This is a genomic window from Microcoleus sp. Pol10D4 (genome assembly GCF_036701555.1).
Taxonomy (GTDB): domain Bacteria; phylum Cyanobacteriota; class Cyanobacteriia; order Cyanobacteriales; family Microcoleaceae; genus Microcoleus.
In genome coordinates this window covers 1-17,695 of the sequence record NZ_JAUBRA010000064.1, presented here as the reverse complement: position 1 = coordinate 17,695, position 17,695 = coordinate 1, and the positions used below count along the sequence as shown (strand labels likewise).

The window sequence follows — 17,695 nt, the reverse complement described above, 5'->3', positions numbered from 1 at the left end:
ATTTCTGGGAGCAATAAGCGAGTGAATCACAAGCTGGCCAAAATTATCGGATTATTTTTCGCAGCCGCCACCCTCTTTGGATTCGTCGGTTACGCGCTTCAAAATCCCAACTTCGGCAGCAGCTCAGCGATATCGATCGGCTTCCCAAATCTTACCATCGCGGCCGTCGGGGCGATCGACAACAAACGATCCCAAATCTATCTCAACGGAACTTGGCAATTTGTTCCCGCAGTTGGCAACCCCCAAAACCCCCCCGTCTCCCCAAATTGGGGTTCCATCTCGGTGCCTGGAGACTGGCAAAAAGAAAACAACGAATCCGTACCCGGAATCATCACTCGCGGCAGCGGCAAAGATTGGGAAAACTTCAACAGTGAACAACTATCAAAAGCTTGGTATCAGAAAAATATAGACATTCCCGGCGACTGGACAAACCGCCGAATTTTTCTCGACTTAGCCAGAGTCAGCACCGATGCAGTCATCTTTGTCAACGGCATTAACTGCGGTCAAATCTCATGGCCCTACGGCACTATTGAAATTACCAAAGCAGCAAAACCAGGTCAAAACACCCTATCTATTTTAGTGATAGCAGTATCCGATGAAAAGGAAAAAGCCGTCATCATGGGCCCCACAGAAATCTACACAGAAAAATCCAAGTTGCAATCGCGGGGAATCATCGGCGAGGCAAGGCTTTTGAGCCTTCCCCCAGGCCCGTTAATTAGGGACGTATTCGTCCAAACTTCCACCCGAAAAAAGCAAGTTAAATTAGATGTAGAACTCAAAGACGTTGCCCAAAGCGGTCAAGTAGAAATAATCGCGCAAATGCTCGACGAAAAAGGCAAAGTAGAACAAAAATTTACAGGCACTGCAAACGTTAAAGCTAAACCAATTCAAACGGTACAATTCCAGTGGAATTGGCCAAATCCCCGTCTTTGGGATGTCGGGCAACCCAACCTTTACACATTGCAATTAGAAGTAAAAGGCAGTGGCATTGACACGCAATACGACCAACCTTTTGGCTTCCGCGAATTTTGGATAGAAGGGCGCCAATTTTTATTAAACGGAACTGAATTTCGGCTGCGACCAAACTTGCACTCCGAGTCTTGGCAAGGCGGGACAGTAGAAGTTTCTGACAGGCTAATTGACAGCTACGTAAAAGCAGGTTTTAACATAACAGAAATGTGGCCTTGGAATCACGACGAACGGGGTAAATGGCACTTCCGAGAGTTATTTTCGGAAAGAGCAGACCTCAAAGGTTTTCCCATTATGGCTCCCGCTTTAGACATTAGTCCTATCGCTTGGAACGGCAAGTGGAAAAACCCCCTGTGGAAAAACCGCTGGAAAGACCGAATGGTGACTGAAATGCGCCGCTACCGCAATCATCCATCAGTATTAATGTGGGCGACAAGTCCTAATTTTTTCGGGAACGCTGACGACTTAAATCCCCGTCGCATCGGCAAAAGCAAAGTAGAAGGAACTCTCAGTCCCTCGGAAAACCAGCGTTTGCGGGTCAACACTCCCCTAGGAAATGACGCTATAGCTGCGATTAAATCGGCTGACCCAACCAGACCTGTAATGGTACACCAAGGCGCACACTTCGGCGATGTTTATGCGCTGAATTCTTATTTAAATATGATTCCCTTGCAAGAACGGGAAGAGTGGATTTCTGAGTGGAGCAAAACCGGGGAAATGCCCTACATGGCAGTCGAGTTTGGGACTCCTCTGCACGCAACGATGATGCGGGCCCGCAAAGGTTTTGGTCAGGCAATTCTCAGCGAACCTTTGATGACTGAGTTTGCGGCAATTTATTTTGGCAAGCAGGCTTACGAGTTGGAAACGACGGCTTATAAATCTAAAATTCGCGAGCAATTTGTCAAGGGCCAGGAGTATCAAAGCTGGCATTTAAAAAAAGAGTTAGATTTTGCCCCAGCTTTTCAAAAGTTGCAGGAGTTATTCAGTACAAATACTTGGCGGAGTTGGCGAACTTTTGGAATGTCTGGGGGGATGATTCCTTGGAATGACGGGCACGGTTGGGAAGTTTCAGAAGCTGGCAGAAAAAAGGTGGATATTGGGGCATTTCAACCTGGTAGCCGGGGAGTTTATTTGAAGCAAGTCTCGAATAATCTTTTGAATTATTTGCAGCCCGAAGCTTACACTGTTCATCCTGGGGGGGAAGCAATTATGAATAATAATAGCTCGACTTTGGCTTGGATTGCTGGTGCTAGCCCGGTTTTTACTGCGAAAGATCACAATTTGTTTGTGGGCGGGAAACTGGCCAAGCAAGTAGTGTTAATTAACGATACGCGGGGGGCGCAAGAATTTTCGTTTAAGTGGCGGGTTTTGGTGGGGGGGAAAGAAGTTAAAAAAGGCGATAAAAAAGGGACGATTGAGTCAGCAGGAACGCTGTTTTTCCCAATAGATGTAAATTTGCCAAATACCATTTCTAGCAAGGCTGACGGCGAAATTCGCTTGACGGCACGGGTGGGCGAGCGATCGCATTCTGATACATTTGCTTTCCGCGTTTTTCCCAAGCAAGCCAAAAGCAAGGATACGCTGACAATCTTCGATCCAGCGGGCAAAACATCGGCCATGTTAAAACAGTTAGGGCATCAGCTTTTACCGTGGAATGGTTCGCAAGTTTCATCGCTATTAATTATCGGTAGGGAAGCGTTTTCTAGCGGGGAAAATTTGCCGGGAAGTTTAGAAAGTTTTGTGCGAAACGGCGGCAAAGCAATTGTGTTTCCTCAGCGGAGGCAATGGCTGAAAAATACGGGTTTCCGAGTTGCTGCCCACGTCAGCCGCCGCGCTTATCCAGTTGACAGCAACCATCCGGCAATTAGCGGTTTAGACAGTGAAGATTTGCGGGATTGGGTGGGGCAAAGCACGCTGGTTGAAGCTTATCCAGATACAATCCAAACTGGCCCTAATTTGAGTCCGGCAAATAAACCTTGGTACGGCTGGCGTTGGGGAAATCGCGGCGGTGTCAGTAGCGCTTCAATTGAGAAACCGCACCGCAGCGGTTGGCGCCCAATTTTGGAATCTGAGTTTGATTTAGCTTATTCGCCGCTGATGGAATTGGATTACGGAAAAGGGCGGCTGATTTTAAACGAGTTGGATTTAGAAGACCATTATTCTGTAGATGCTGGGGCGGCGCAGTTAGTGCAAAAAATTGTGAGTTACGGGATGAATTCTCCGCTGCTTGGAAAGCCGGATAAAGTGGTTTTAATAGGGGGAGATGAAGATGCCCAAAAGCTGGACAGTTTGGGGGTAATTTATCAGCGCGCTAGTTCGCTTTCTAATGATGCTGGTTTGGTCATTGTGGGGAGAGAAGCGAATCTGAAAGATGCAGATTTGCGCGGTTATTTGAATGCTGGCGGGAAGGCGTTTTTCTTGCCGCGTGAAGTGCCGGCTGCGGGATTGGGTGTGGATTTGCAGCAAGCGCAGGATTTTGGGGGTTCGCTGGCGGTTCCGAGTTGGGATGAGGTAAAGGGGGTTAGTGCTTCAGATTTGCGATCGCGCTCTTTTTATGATACTTGGTTGATTAAGTCTGGGGGAGAAATCGGTGCTGACGGTTTGTTAAGTCGGGTAAAAGTTGGCAAGGGTGTGGCGATTTTTTCTCAGATTGAACCGGACAGTTTGGATGCTGATACTAAGACTTATTTGCGTTTTACTCGCTGGCGGCAAACCAGGGCAAATGCTCAGATTTTGGCTAATTTAGGGGCGAGTTTTAAGGCGGATGAATCTGTGTTTAACGGTTCGAGTCGGGAGTTTTATCACTGGGATTATAAGACGGATTTTGAGAATGGGGATGATCCTTATCGGTATTATCGATGGTAGGATTTTTGAACCGCAGATTAACGCGGATTAACGCCGATGTTATGAATGATTTGAGGCGTGATATTAAAGGTAAAAGTACAATATGAATGTATGAGTATCCAGCAGTAATTTCATAGATTCCCTGTCCAAAATTCGTCTGGTAACGGTTCATCAAAATCATTACTTGTCCAGATTGCTCCTGCGTGTAATCCTGCTGTACGCTGCTTAGTTGGGGATGCGATCGGCGCTAAACGGACAAGGGGAATTCCACCTTCTGTGAGAACAACCTCTATGCCTTTAAGTGCTAGAGATAATAACTCTTTCAAATTTGTCTGTGCTTCTTGCACGTCTACTGTTTTTGTCACCATTGCAGTTATCCAAGCTAGGGATTAAAAGTGCGATCGAACAGAGGTTAGCAATTTCAATCTTAAATTGCTGATTTTATTATACTGTTAAATATCAAAGGTCAAAGTGACGGCGGAAGCGGGGGTCTAGTTTGTCGGTTTTCTTTTGGTTGCAGGTGCCGCAGAGGGTTTGCAAGTTGCTGATGTCGTTGCTGCCGCCGCGCGCTAGGGGGATGATATGATCGATCGTCAGTTGGGTTTCTAGCTTGGTTTGGCCGCAGCTTTGGCATTGGTATTTATTGCGAGTAAATACATATTTTCTGACTTCTGGGGGAATCGGGATTCTGGGGGTTTTAGACATGATGATTTTTAACCGCAGATGAACGCGAATTAACGCGGATGTTTGATGGATTAGCTGGGTGAGTTTTCTTGATTGAGAAGTTGGCGGCGCAAATCATCGAGGGGGGATTCGGGTTTGCTAGTTTCTGATTCGTTGTTTTCTGGTGTTTCTTCAACTTCTGGTTCGTCTGGGCAAAACTCTATGGTGACATTGAGTTTGAGCTTCATCTTTCCTTTCTTCCAGCCCTGAGCACCCACTCTGAGAATTTCACAATCTATACCTTCACCAAACCAGTTCTCATAAGCATTAGGTTGTTCGTCAGTATTTGAACCTACATAAATGTAGAGTTTTTGTTGACTCAACAAGTGAGTGAGTTTCTCTCCTAACCCATATTCAGGCAAAACTCCATTTACTGTTTCCTTGAGTTTTTCTACTTTAAGCATTGCGTTACCGAAAGATAAAGCATCATCATTACCGCAGTTGTGAAAATCAAATTTATCTTCCATATTGATATCTAACCTAATAGGTTTTTTAGCCATGATTTTTAACCGCAGATGAACGCGAATGAACGCGGATTTTGGAGGGTTCAGTCTGCAAATAGTTCGTCATAAATGTCATTTTCCGCGCTCAGCCAATCTTGATAAGCTTGGGATACAAGCATCGGTTGAACAGATGCTTTTCCACTTTTAAAGAATAGGGCTAGGTTCAGAAGTGTTTCTAACTTATCATCGGGAAGTTGTTCGATTATTGTTAGAAGTTTTGGGCGAATGTTCATAGGATTAAAGTCGCTCTTTGTTGGCTATTATAGCACAATAAACAGAATAAATAGACCGGGCGAATTCTATTCGCCCGCCTTTTAATCATTCACCATCCACCGAAACGCTATCATTTTGTGCAATTACAGGCAACAAATGCTCGTGCAACTTCATCGCTTGCAAACAACTATTAATCCCCGAAACTGCCCGATCGTACTCTTGAATCTTTTGCTCATTCTCAGCTTGCCGCCGCAGATTCCCAGCAATCTTTTCCTCCGCCTCCTGTGCCAAAGTTTGTTCCAAATAATCGCGGGCTTGACTGTATTTCTGCAAAATATCATCAGCTTGCTTTTGGGCCAGCGGCAACAAATGCTCTTTCAGGGTTTGGTTGACAGTTTGGCGGAAAGTTTGCCGAATAGTTCTAGATACTTTTGGCTCAAAATCTAGCCGCAATAATTGCCGAATTGCAGGTTGGGCATCCACCATGTTTTCGCAGTCATAACCTTGAGAAGTTTGCTGCAAAGTTTCCCGGAATTGATAAATCGAAAATGTGCCTTCGTCGTAAAAACGGGGACTTTCTCGCACGTAGCGATCGCACTCAACGCCCGCCGCATTTACCAAAGCATCAGAAACCCGCTTTGATAACTCCTCTAACTGCTGTTCAATGCCCCCATCATTCCCCAACAACCGATAGAGTAATCGGTAGTATTCCGACTTACGAACGCTATCTTTCAAATACTGGAAATAATTATCAACCAGTGATTTAGTAGCCTCTACTAAAATATCTTCCAACTGATTTGCTAAATAATAAAGCGCTTCAACTAAAACAGCAATTAAAGGTGCTGTAGCATTGCGGGGATGATTGCGTAAAGTACGTCCGTAAGCCGCCTCAACAGAAAATCCGTCTAACAATTCATCCAAGCGCCGGATCATCCGAGATTGCAGTTGCCGAAAGTCTATATCGAAAATATCGCATCTGTTCATAATCATTTCATTGACTTCTTCGGCGATATGTTCCCGAAAATCCTGTCCGACTTGCTGCAATTCTTGATTTAGTCGCAGAAGTTCCTGTGCTTTCATCGCTTCAATTTCGCGGGGCTGGCTGTCCAAATTCCGCTGAATTGTTTGGTAATGTTTCCGCAGTTGAATGCACAAGTCTTCTAAGTCGTCAGCGAGATTTTTGAACAGTTGCGGGCGTTTTTCTTCTGTGAGGTAACGGGTGATGGCTGTGCGAAAATCTTCGATGCCGCTATCTTGAATTAATTGAGAAATTAATGGTTGTCCTTGCTCTGCAAGAATTCGCACGTAGTTTTCATTTGGTGTTTCGTAGCTGTTCACTGAAATCCGAAATTTGCTCGGAGATAGCTTTCCCGAATTCGCACAGTAACGATTAAATTCACTAACAAATTGCGGAGTTTCTTCACTATTACCGAGCAATTCTGAATCTAATTTATCATCAGCAGAAACTCCCCCTTGACTGGTGGCAAATATTGTATTTAAACCAAAACGATCGCGCCCTGTTGTCCCTCGAATCAAACTCCCGTAAAATCCTAACAATCCGCTAGTTTTGTAAACTCTGGCAGTATCGCGAAAGTCGGAATTAATCAGATTTTCTAAGCGCTGTCGCAGTTGCGTGTTGTACCAAGTTTCGTCAATGCGGTTGAAAATGTAAAACAGTCGATCGCGAATTCCCGGATTTCCCCGTGTTTTTTCCATCAACTCGGTTTCTTCCGTCGTCATTTCCCCTGACGAAGCCGCTTTCAAAACGCAGACAACCGCCGAAGTATCCGGGCTTTCAATCTTATCATAAGTCAATTCCGCATCCCGCTGCACCGGTGCATCAATTCCCGGCGTATCAATAATAATATTGCCATCTTGCAGCAGCGGATGATAACAGTAATATTCAACTCGCTTGAGTACAGCACTGTTACTACCGCGACGGGCATAACTAGCAGCTTCCTTAAGATTGGAAAAGTTAAACTGTTCCATCGAGTAGGTAGCGTTTTCGAGAGTTTGGATGCGATCGCGATTTGCCTCAAACCCTTCTAAAAGCAGCATCAAAGCCTTAGCTTTTTTGGCTAACTCGGATTTATTTTCGCCGCCTTCCGTTTCAATAATTATGTTACATCCCTGAGACAACAGCGACACTACATCTGTTTGATTAATATTAAGTTCAGTAGCTAAACCTAACTGATGGCAAAGCACAGAAGCTTGCTGGCTAATCTCAAACTCGCTCAAAAAAGTGAGAACCACGCGCTCTTTTTCCGGCTCAGCAAAGGCGATATAACATTCTGTACCTGTCGCGTGTCCTTCAGCACTGTAGAGCAATTCCCGCTCCAGCAAAGCATTAATTAACATAGATTTTCCCGCACTGAAAGCGCCAGCAAACACAATTTCAAACTCAGGAGAAATTGCTTTTTTCAGAGAAGCTTGTACCGCCGTGATATCTTGTTGTCGCAAAGACGATTCCTGACGCAGCAGTTGCACTAAAGAATCAACTTGCTCTTGCAGATTTGTGCATTGAGGGGGCATTTGAGTCATCGCGGCAGACTGCTCCTGATTGTGGAAAAATTACCTTATTGTTAATTCTCTGCTAGTTCAGGAATAATAACAACAGTAATTTTACTTATGCAATCCAGGATTGCTGAAAGTGCGATCCTCTTCGAGGGCTGCGCTAACGGCTATTCTGGCGACAAATCCTATCGTTTATGGTTGTTTCGGAAGGGTTAAACCACTCTTAATGCAGAGGGCGCACAGGAAGAGAAACGAGAGATGAATAATTACGATACCCACGGATTTAATATCATCTCTTTACAGGCAAGTGGCTAAATCTGATATGTCAGTAAAATTTAGCCAAGCATCTCCTAATTTTTCGTACACAATTAGTAGTAAGGCGCGCATTATTGCGCTCCTACAAAATTCAACTGGCGCATTGCGTACTCTACATTAAACCGATAAATCCTGACGCGGTTTAAAAGACTCAATCTGCCGCAACTTTTCGTATAATTCCTGTTCCTCCTCGCTAATTTCTTTGGGAATTAACACCTGAATTTCTACCAATTGATCGCCCCGATCGCCATTTCCTGTCGGATAGCCCTTGTTAGCCAGCCGCAAACGCTTTCCAGACGTTACTCCGGGTGGCAATTTCATCTTTACCAGGCCATCCAGCGTCGGTACTTCAATATCTCCGCCTAACACCGCTTCGCTGGGAGTCAGTGGCAATTCGCAGCAAATATCCGACATTTCCAATCGAAAAAATGGATGGGGAGAAACCGTGATTTTCAAATATAAATCCCCGCCGCCCATACCTTGATTTCGCAAGCGAATCCGCTGGCCTGATACCATAGCAGGAGGCAGAGTCACCTCGATCGCTCGCCCATCTTCCAGACGAATTCGCTCGGTACCGCCCGAATAAGCCCTTTCCAAAGGCAGAGTTAGTCTGGCCTCAATGTCTCTTCTGGGTTCGCGATCGACTGTTTCCCTAGTTTCCCGTCGCATTTCGCGATCGACTGCTTCCCGTCGAATTTCGCGATCATCCACATCTCTTCTGGTTTCGCGATCGACTATATCCCGTCGCATTTCTCGATCGACTGTTTCCCGTCGCATTTCTCGATCGACTGTTTCCCGTCGAATTTCGCGATCGTCCACATCCCTTCTATCTTCCCTAGAATTAGCTACATAACTCGTTCTTTTAGAAGCCGTATTCCACGGTTCATAGGAGGCTGCTCGCGGTGCATCATTGGCGGTCGCCATCCTCACTTCCCGGCGCCTTCCGAGCACTTGATCGAGAAATTTATTAAAATCCGAGTAATCGCTAAAATCGACATCTTCGGCCGGTTTTTTGCGGGTAGCTTTACCGTTTCCCCAAGTTTTGAAATTGGGAAGTCGCACCCCTTGCTTGCCTTGAAATCCCTTTTGTTTCCAGAATTTACTAAACTGATCGTATTGAGCTCGCTTGTCAATATCGGAAAGAATATCGTAAGCTTCATTAATATCCTTAAACCTATCTTCAGCAGATTTATCCCCCGGATTTACGTCAGGGTGCAACTGTCTGGCTAGCCGTCGATAGGCTTTCTTAATCTCATCAGCCGTGGCCTCTTTGGGCACTCCCAAAATTAGATAGTAATTGCGAAAATTCTGCATAGTTAGTCATTAGTCATTAGTTATTAGTCATTAGTCATTAGTTATTAATTATTAGTCATTAGTCATTAGTCATGCTGCTTCCCTGCTTCAAACTAGGGACTAATGACTAGGGACTAATGACTAACCACTAATTAGAGCCAATCGTCGTCATCATCCCAATCGTCGCTTTGATTTTGATAAGGGCGAGTGGGGCGATTAGCACTGCTTCTACGATCGCCCATACGATCGCCCATACGATCGCCCATACGATCGCCCATACGATCGCCCATTCGATCGTTCATACGATCGCCCATTCGATCGCCGGTGCGATCATAGGGGCGATCGGGAATTGGATCGACAGTCGATCGCCTGTACGGTTTAGCATTGGTATAATAGCTGCTATCATCGCTGCGCCGCTTGGTACCGTCGCCCGTAAAAGTCCGCTTCACAGACTCAAAGAAATCATCATCATCGTCATCATCAGCAAAAGCTGAAACTTCCCGGCTCAAATCGTAAAGAGCATCTTGCAAATCCGAACCAACTTGGTCAACTCCGCGCTCATCATTGCGTTCCAAACTGTCTCGCAATTCCCGAATTAAAGTTTCAATTCGCTGGCGACTTCTTTGAGCAAACTGCATTCCGCGATCGAGCGCCACCTCTCGCAACTGCCGCTCCGCTTGATAAGCTAAAGCTTCAGCGCGATTGCGTTTTTCTACCCTTTCCCGCTGCAACTTATCAGCTTGAGCAAACTGTTCCGCATCGCGAATCATTTGATTCACTTCCTGCTGAGTCAGCGTCGAAGCACCTTGCACAGTAATGCTTTGTTCCCTGCCGGTAGTTTTATCCAAAGCAGTCACCAACAGCATCCCGTTAGCATCAATATCAAAAGCTACTTGCACCTGCGGAATCCCTCGCGGTGCCGGCGGAATTCCAGTTAGTTTAAACCGTCCCAAAGACTTATTATCTCTGCCTAATTCGCGTTCCCCTTGGATCACGTGAATTTCTACCACAGTTTGGTTGTTTTCAGCAGTGGAAAAAATGTCCGATCGCCTGACGGGAATAGTAGTATTCCGAGGAATCAGTTTTTTCATCACCCCGCCGATAGTTTCCAAACCCAGCGACAGTGGCGTCACGTCCAACAACAGCACATCGCGGACCTCGCCTCCCAAAATCCCCGCCTGAATTGCTGCTCCCACGGCCACAACTTCATCGGGATTCACATTTTGATTCGGCTCTTTATCAATCAAGTTGCGAACAACTTCCTGCACCAAAGGAATGCGAGTCGAACCGCCGACTAACACAACTTCATCAATGCGAGAAGGACTCAAACTTGCATCGGCTAATGCTTGTTTCACCGGACGCCGCAGCCGCTGCACCAAATCTGTGCACAGCCCCTCAAATTGACCGCGAGTTAGTCGCGTTTCCAGATGCAAAGGCCCATCTTCATTCGCATCAATAAACGGTAAATTAATCTCCGTGACACCGACTCCCGATAGTTCAATCTTGGCTTTTTCAGCCGCTTCGATCAATCGCTGCAAAGCTTGCCGGTTCCGTCGCAAATCAATTCCTTCTTTTTCTAAGAATTGTTCTGCCAACCAATCCACAATTTTGGAGTCAAAATCATTGCCACCTAATTGAGTGTCGCCGCTAGTTGCTTTGACTTCAAATACTCCGTCTCCCACGTCTAAAATCGACACATCAAAAGTACCGCCGCCCAAATCAAACACTAAAATTGTTTGACTTTCTCGCCTGTCCAAACCGTAAGCCAAAGAAGCCGCTGTCGGCTCATTTAAAATCCGCTTGACATCAAGTCCGGCAATTCGTCCAGCATCCCGCGTCGCCTGTCGCTGCGAGTCGTTGAAATAAGCGGGAACAGTAATTACAGCCCCCGTCACCTCTTGTCCCAGATAGCGGCTGGCTTCATCAGCCAGTTTCCGCAAAACCATCGCCGAAATTTCCTCTGGGGCAAAATCTTTTTTCAGGCGGGGACACTTGATTTTGATGTTCCCGTTTTCGTCGCGGCGAGTTGTGTAAGGGACGCGCTTTGATTCTGGAGTCAGTTCGGTATATTTGCGTCCGATGTACCGCTTGACGGCGTAAAAGGTGTTTTGCGGGTTGAGAACAGTCTGGCGTCTCGCCATCTGTCCCACAAGGCGTTCTCCTTCCTTTGTGAAAGCGACTACTGAGGGAGTTGTCCGCATCCCTTCTGCATTGGCAATCACAACCGGTTTGCCGCCTTCCATGACGGCTACTACTGAGTTTGTTGTTCCGAGGTCAATGCCAACTACTTTACCCATGCGTCTGTTGTCTCCTGTGGCGTTGTGTGTAACTTTTTCAATATAAGCGTTAAGTATGATTGCACTTATTGTACCGCGTCGAGAAGCGGGGGCTGCGGGGGGATTGCCTCACTTTGGTCAAGTGGCTGGGGTTGGCTGGGTACGATCGCTCCGCTGGTGGATGTGCGATCGCCTTTAGGAGTAGGAGTGTCAACTTGGGAAAGCCGTGTATGTCCATCTTGAGAGAGCCAAAAAAATTTGAGAATTGATTAACTACTGCCTTTTGCTAAACTAAAAGCAGCTAGCAGGATTGTTGAGCGAACAGGAACATAAAAATATGACTGTCAACTCAGTTCAAAATTCAGAATCCTCTCAAGAACACTCGATCGTTGACGTGCAGCAGACAAGCTGCTGCATTGTGGGAGGTGGGCCGGCTGGTGCTGTTTTAGCATTACTTTTAGCGCGGCAAAACATTCCAGTCATGCTGCTAGAAGTACACAAAGATTTCGATCGAGAATTTCGCGGCGATACGCTGCATCCGTCTGTAATGGAAATTATGGAGCAATTGGGTTTAGCAGAGAAATTGCTGGAATTGCCCCATACAAAAATGCACAAACTCACCATCCAAGCTGCTGGTAATACCGCCACACTCGTAGATTTGACCTGTCTCAAAACCAAGTATCCTTACATCACTATCCTTCCCCAAGTCAAGTTTCTGGAATTCATCACTGCCGAAGCGCAGCGCTACCCCAGTTTTCAGCTAGTAATGGGAGCTAATGTCCAAGAAACGATCGTCGAAAATGGCGTTGTGTGCGGAATTCGATACCGGGGACGCGGGGGATATCATGCAGTGCGATCGACCCTGACTGTCGGTGCAGACGGTCGCTTTTCCCGCCTTCGCCAATTAGCAGGTTTTGAACCGATTAAAACTTCCCCGCCGATGGATGTCCTTTGGTTTCGTTTGCCGCGCAGTCCCCATGATGTCCAAGATCTCGGCGTGGTAGGTCGAGCTGTTGGAGGTCATTTATTAGTCTTGATTGACCGCTTGGATTATTGGCAAGTCGGTTACATTATTCTGAAAGGCAGCTATCAGAAATTGCGCGACTCAGGAATAGAAGCTTTGCAAAAATCTGTTGCTGAATTAGCACCAGATTTTGCAGATAGGGTCGAGCAACTGAAAGATTGGTCGCAAATTTCTTTTCTGTCGGTTGAATCGAGTCGCCTTCCCCGCTGGTATCGTCCCGGTTTGCTCTTAATTGGGGATGCCGCTCACGTCATGTCGCCCGTCGGCGGTGTGGGAATTAACTATGCTATTCAAGATGCTGTCGTCGCGGCCAATGTACTCAGCGCCCCCCTGAAAAACCATCACTTGCATCTGTGGGATTTGGCAGAAGTGCAGCGACAGCGGGAGTGGCCCACACGCATCATTCAAGCATTTCAATCGTTTGTACAGGAGCGAATTATTAAAGGGGCATTAGATACCAATCGACCGTTTACACCGCCACTTTTGTTGCAGTTACCAATTTTGCGAAATATTCCAGCGCGATTAATTGGTTTTGGATTAAACCGGGTTCAGGTGCGAAATTAATCAGATACACCAATCCTAAATATAGAGCTAGAATGACGCACGGGTGGTCAGAAACCGGGTTTTTTGACGAAAATCTTTCGCACTCAACCGTAATATAACAGAGGAAACCCAGTGCCGCGCATTTTTGACAACATTGAACTGCCGCTGCTACCAGCATTGCGAGACACTATTAAACTCTCCTATCGGGCAGATTTTTGTGTGGGCTATTTCAATCTTCGGGGATGGCGGAGAATTGGCGATTTAATCGAAGCCTATGTCGGAAACCAAGGAGCCTGCTGCCGCCTTTTGGTGGGAATGCAAAGTTTGCCTGCCGATGAATTGAATGCTAGTTTTAGCCTAATTTCCCATCACGGGGGGATTGACAATAATGCCATTATTCGGCTCAAAAGACGGATGGCTGAAGAATTTCGCCACCAGTTGACTATCGGCGCTCCCAACGATCGCGATGAGCAGGGCTTACGCAGGTTAAGCTATCAGATTAAAAGCGGAAAAGTTATTGTTAAATTATTCTTAGCTTACCCACTGCACGCTAAGCTGTATCTCGTTCATCGTCACGATCCCAACAGTCCGATCGTTGGTTTTTTGGGCAGCAGCAATCTGACTTTATCGGGACTATCGAAACAAGGGGAATTGAATATTGATATTTTAGATTTTGATGCTTGTAATAAGTTGCAAAAATGGTTTGATGATCGCTGGGAAGAATATGGCTGTGTTGATATTTCTAAAGAACTTGCAGAAATTATCGATCGCAGTTGGGCGAGATCCGAACTAATTCCACCTTATCACATCTATCTCAACATAGTCTATCATTTGTCCCGCGAGGCGATCGCAGGTATTGCTGAGTTCCAGATTCCCCGCGATTTTAAGGGTTTATTTAAATTTCAAGAAGAAGCAGTTAAGCTAGCCGCCCGTCACATTACCAAACGGGGAGGCGTGATTATTGGCGACGTTGTAGGGTTGGGCAAAACTTTAGTCGGTACGGCGATCGCCAAAATTTTACAAGAAGACTGTCTCTTGGAAACCCTGATTATTTGTCCCAAAAATTTGGTAAAAATGTGGCAGGAATATGCAGATAACTTTCGCCTGCTTGCGAAAGTCTTATCGATCAGTCTGGTACAGCAAGAGTTGCCAGAATTGCGCCGCTATCGAGTTGTATTAATTGATGAAAGTCACAACCTCAGAAACCGAGAAGGCAAGCGATATCGAGCGATTCAAGAATATATTGCAATCAACGAAAGTAAATGTATTTTGCTTTCAGCAACTCCCTACAACAAAACCTATTTAGATTTATCTTCTCAGTTGCGGCTGTTTATTCCTGAAGACCAAAATTTAGGACTGCGGCCCGAAGCTTTGCTGAATCAATTGGGCGGAGGCAGTCAAGGAGAGTTAGAATTTATTAAGCGGCATCAATGTTCCGTGCGCTCTTTAGCTGCTTTTGAAAAAAGCGAACATCCTGATGATTGGCGAGATTTGATGAAGCGCTACATGGTGAGACGCACTCGCTCGTTTATCAAAGAAAATTATGCGGAAACTGACGCAGAGAAGGGGCGCAAATATTTAGAATTTGCCGATCGCACGCGATCCTATTTTCCCGATCGCCTTCCAAAAACCATTAAGTTTTCCTCGGAAACTGCCGCAACTAACTCCCAGCTTGACTTTGAGGAAATTGTCGAAGTCATCAATGCACTAAATCTGCCGCGTTACGGGCTGGGAAATTACATTGCCAAAAAACCCAAACAAAAGCCGACTGAAGCAGAACAGCGGCAGTTAAATGCCTTATTCCGTGGGGGTCGGCGGTTAATGGGATTTTCGCGGACAAACCTGTTTAAACGGCTAGAAAGCAGTGGCAGTGCCTTTATTCAGTCGATCGAGCGCCACATCCTGCGGAATTTTATCTACTTATATGCGATCGACCAAAACTTCGATATTCCGATCGGCACCCAGGATGCAGACTTGTTGGATACCCGCAACAGCGATGAAGATGCTGATTCTGTGGTGGTTAGCAGTTTTGATACCGAAGAAATCGAAGATGATGCGGGCGAAACTTTAGATATTGAAGCAGAATTGCTGTTAAGCGAAAAGAGTTTTAAACAGCGGGCAGAAGTTGTTTATCAAGAATATCAAACGCGCTATCGACGCAGGTTTAAATGGCTCAAATCTGAGTTTTTTGATACCAAGAAGTTAAAACGGGATTTGCTAGCAGATGCCCAGTGTCTGATAGAAGTCTTGCAAACTTGCGGTAAATGGCATTCTCAACCCGATGAAAAATTAGCTGCTTTGGTGAAGTTGCTCACAGAAACTCACCCCCATGAGAAAGTATTAATTTTTACTCAGTTTGCCGATACAGTCCGCTATATAACTGATAATTTAACTAAGCTAAATATTGCGGGCGTTGCATCGGTGACAGGTAAATCAAAAGACCCCACCGAGCTCACATTCCGGTTTAGTCCGGCTAGCAGCGGCAAGCTGGATAAAATCTCCCCAGAACAAGAATTGCGGGTCTTAATTGCCACCGATATTCTGAGTGAAGGTCACAACTTGCAAGACAGTGCGATTATCGTTAATTATGACTTACCTTGGGCAATTATTCGGTTAATTCAGCGGGCGGGAAGGGTGGACAGAATCGGTCAAAAAGCTGAGCAGATTTTGTGTTATTCATTTTTGCCAGATGAAGGAGTCGATCGCATTATCAATTTGCGCGAAAGACTGCGCCGACGCTTGCAAGAAAATGCCGAAGTTGTCGGAACTGATGAGACATTTTTTGAGGATGACTCACCACAAGTCATTCTCGATATTTACAATGAAAAATCAGGAATTTTAGATGGGGAAGAAGATGCCGAAGTTGACTTAACATCCGAAGCTTTTCAAATTTGGAAAAATGCGACTGACAACAACCCAATTTTGAAAAAAACGATTGAGTCAATGCCAAATGTAGTTTATTCAACTCGCAATCATACTCCCGCACCCTTGCAACCAGAAGGAGTTTTATTGTACATGAAAACCGCCGAGGGAAATGATTCGTTAATTTGGGTCGATCGCGATGGCAATAGCGTTACTCAATCGCAACTGGCAATTTTAAGAATTGCCGCCTGCGACGAAGCGACACCAGCAATTCCGAGAGACAAACAGCATCACGAATTAGTCACAAAAGGTGCAGAGTTGATAGCAGAAGAAGAGTTAACTGCGGGCGGACAATTGGGCCGGCCTTCCGGGGCCCGGTTCCGAACCTATGAACGTTTGAAAAGTTACGCCCAGTCCATGCGCGGTACAATATTTGCATCCGATGAATTGGCAAAAGCAATCGATGAAATTTACCGCTATCCCCTGCGCCAGTCGGCAATTGACACGTTAAATCGGCAGTTAAAAAGCGGGATTGGCGATCGACAATTAGCAGAATTAGTCGTGGGTTTGCGGATGGATGACCGTTTGTGTATAGTCAATGAAGACGAAGACAAACGGGAACCGATGATTATTTGTTCTTTAGGCTTGTTTGAGGAGAAATAAGATGTACAATGAATAATATCAATTTAATAGGTCGTTGCACATATCCAGATCCCCCTAAATCCCCCTTAAGAAGGGGGACTTTGAGAATATTTCTTGTCCCCCCCTTATTAAGGGGGGTTAGAGGGGATCAAATTCTATGCAGCCTCATGAAAAATTGGCATAATAGCTTTATTTTAAGATTATGACGCTATCAATTGAGCCTCAATCCAAGCTTTCTCTGGCTGCATTCTTAAATTTACCAGAAACAGAACCTGCGAGTGAATACATCGACGGTAAAGTTTATCAGAAACCGATGCCTCAAGGAAAACATAGTCTGATTCAAACTGAGTTTGCCTCTACGATTAATCAGCAGAGTAAACCCAGAAAACTCGCTTTAGCTTTGACTGAGTTACGCTGCACATTTGGGGGACGTTCCTTAGTGCCAGATATTGCAGTTTTTGAATGGTCTCGCATCCCAGTTGATGAGAATGGAGAAATTGCTAATCGATTTGAAAGTCATCCCGATTGGGTGATTGAAATTCTTTCACCAGAACAGTCTCCCAATCGTGTAATTAACAAGATTATTTTTTCGATCCAGCACCAAACCAAATTAGGTTGGTTCATCGATCCTAACGATCGCTCTATCATGGTATTTCAACCGAATCAGTTGCCAGAGGTCAAGTATGACAGCGATATGTTACCGATTCTCAATGTATTGAGCGATTGGCAAGTGCGAGTTGCAGATATTTTTAGTTTTTTACAAGTTAATTAATCCAGTAGCGTCTTTGTGATTTATCGACTGCGCCCAAGAAACCGGGTTTTTTCCGAGATTAAAGGCTATCAACCAGTATTCTCGCAAAAACCCGGTTTCTGACCACCCGCTTCTTCCTTCATATATACTCCTTTCCCGCTCAAAGAGTACAGAAAATGCTATAGTAAAAAAAAGCGAGGAAAATATCAATGAATCTGAGCCA

Annotated in this window: 13 protein-coding genes; 5 read left to right on the top strand and 8 right to left on the bottom strand. The window is 45.5% G+C overall.

The genetic code is table 11. The features are described from left to right. Positions 1-21 precede the first annotated feature (21 nt). Complete coding sequence (locus QUA36_RS24815; RefSeq protein ID WP_333459424.1) at positions 22-3,834, top strand: glycoside hydrolase family 2 TIM barrel-domain containing protein; 3,813 nt, start codon at positions 22-24, stop codon at positions 3,832-3,834. Positions 3,835-3,944: 110 nt separating this feature from the next. Here the strand turns inward: QUA36_RS24815 and QUA36_RS24810 are convergent, their stop codons facing one another. The 7 genes from QUA36_RS24810 to dnaK all read right to left on the bottom strand — a co-directional run bounded on the left by QUA36_RS24810 (position 3,945) and on the right by dnaK (position 11,671). Continuing rightward, a complete protein-coding gene (locus QUA36_RS24810; protein ID WP_333366796.1) occupies positions 3,945-4,181 on the bottom strand; it encodes a toxin-antitoxin (TA) system antitoxin in 237 nt (78 codons plus the stop codon). 91 nt (positions 4,182-4,272) lie between these two features. Beyond that, positions 4,273-4,518 (bottom strand): HNH endonuclease, encoded by a 246-nt coding sequence (locus tag QUA36_RS24805; RefSeq protein WP_015179287.1) that lies wholly within the window; start codon positions 4,516-4,518, stop codon positions 4,273-4,275. 50 nt (positions 4,519-4,568) lie between these two features. Then, positions 4,569-5,036: a KGK domain-containing protein gene (locus QUA36_RS24800; protein WP_333459423.1), complete on the bottom strand. Its 468-nt coding sequence runs from the start codon at positions 5,034-5,036 to the stop codon at positions 4,569-4,571. A gap of 47 nt (positions 5,037-5,083) precedes the next feature. Further along, the gene (locus QUA36_RS24795; RefSeq protein ID WP_333160026.1) at positions 5,084-5,272 is read right to left on the bottom strand and encodes a hypothetical protein; all 189 of its coding nucleotides are present in this window, start codon (positions 5,270-5,272) and stop codon (positions 5,084-5,086) included. An 85-nt stretch (positions 5,273-5,357) separates the two neighbouring features. Further along, complete coding sequence (locus QUA36_RS24790; protein ID WP_333459422.1) at positions 5,358-7,784, bottom strand: dynamin-like GTPase family protein; 2,427 nt, start codon at positions 7,782-7,784, stop codon at positions 5,358-5,360. Between the two features lie 414 nt (positions 7,785-8,198). Beyond that, positions 8,199-9,395, bottom strand: a complete 1,197-nt coding sequence (locus QUA36_RS24785) for a J domain-containing protein (RefSeq protein ID WP_333459421.1) — start codon at positions 9,393-9,395, stop codon at positions 8,199-8,201. A gap of 131 nt (positions 9,396-9,526) precedes the next feature. Then, positions 9,527-11,671 carry a molecular chaperone DnaK gene (dnaK, locus tag QUA36_RS24780; RefSeq protein ID WP_333459420.1) on the bottom strand — a complete coding sequence of 715 codons (2,145 nt, stop codon included), beginning with the start codon at positions 11,669-11,671 and terminating at the stop codon, positions 9,527-9,529. Between the two features lie 55 nt (positions 11,672-11,726). Here dnaK and QUA36_RS24775 point away from each other — a divergent pair, with 55 nt between their 5' ends. The 4 genes from QUA36_RS24775 (at position 11,727) to QUA36_RS24760 (ending at position 17,493) form a co-directional block, all read left to right on the top strand. Beyond that, on the top strand, positions 11,727-11,849 hold the full coding sequence (locus QUA36_RS24775) for a hypothetical protein (RefSeq protein ID WP_333459419.1): 123 nt from the start codon (positions 11,727-11,729) through the stop codon (positions 11,847-11,849). 138 nt (positions 11,850-11,987) lie between these two features. Then, positions 11,988-13,238 carry an FAD-dependent oxidoreductase gene (locus QUA36_RS24770; protein ID WP_333459418.1) on the top strand — a complete coding sequence of 417 codons (1,251 nt, stop codon included), beginning with the start codon at positions 11,988-11,990 and terminating at the stop codon, positions 13,236-13,238. Between the two features lie 111 nt (positions 13,239-13,349). Continuing rightward, a complete protein-coding gene (locus QUA36_RS24765; protein ID WP_333459417.1) occupies positions 13,350-16,742 on the top strand; it encodes a helicase-related protein in 3,393 nt (1,130 codons plus the stop codon). Between the two features lie 181 nt (positions 16,743-16,923). Next, the gene (locus QUA36_RS24760; protein WP_333459416.1) at positions 16,924-17,493 is read left to right on the top strand and encodes a Uma2 family endonuclease; all 570 of its coding nucleotides are present in this window, start codon (positions 16,924-16,926) and stop codon (positions 17,491-17,493) included. Here QUA36_RS24760 and QUA36_RS24755 read toward each other — a convergent pair. Next, a partial coding sequence (locus QUA36_RS24755) for a hypothetical protein (RefSeq protein WP_333459415.1) occupies positions 17,479-17,695 on the bottom strand: 217 nt, incomplete at its 5' end. The two genes, QUA36_RS24760 and QUA36_RS24755, sit on opposite strands and share 15 nt — an antisense overlap.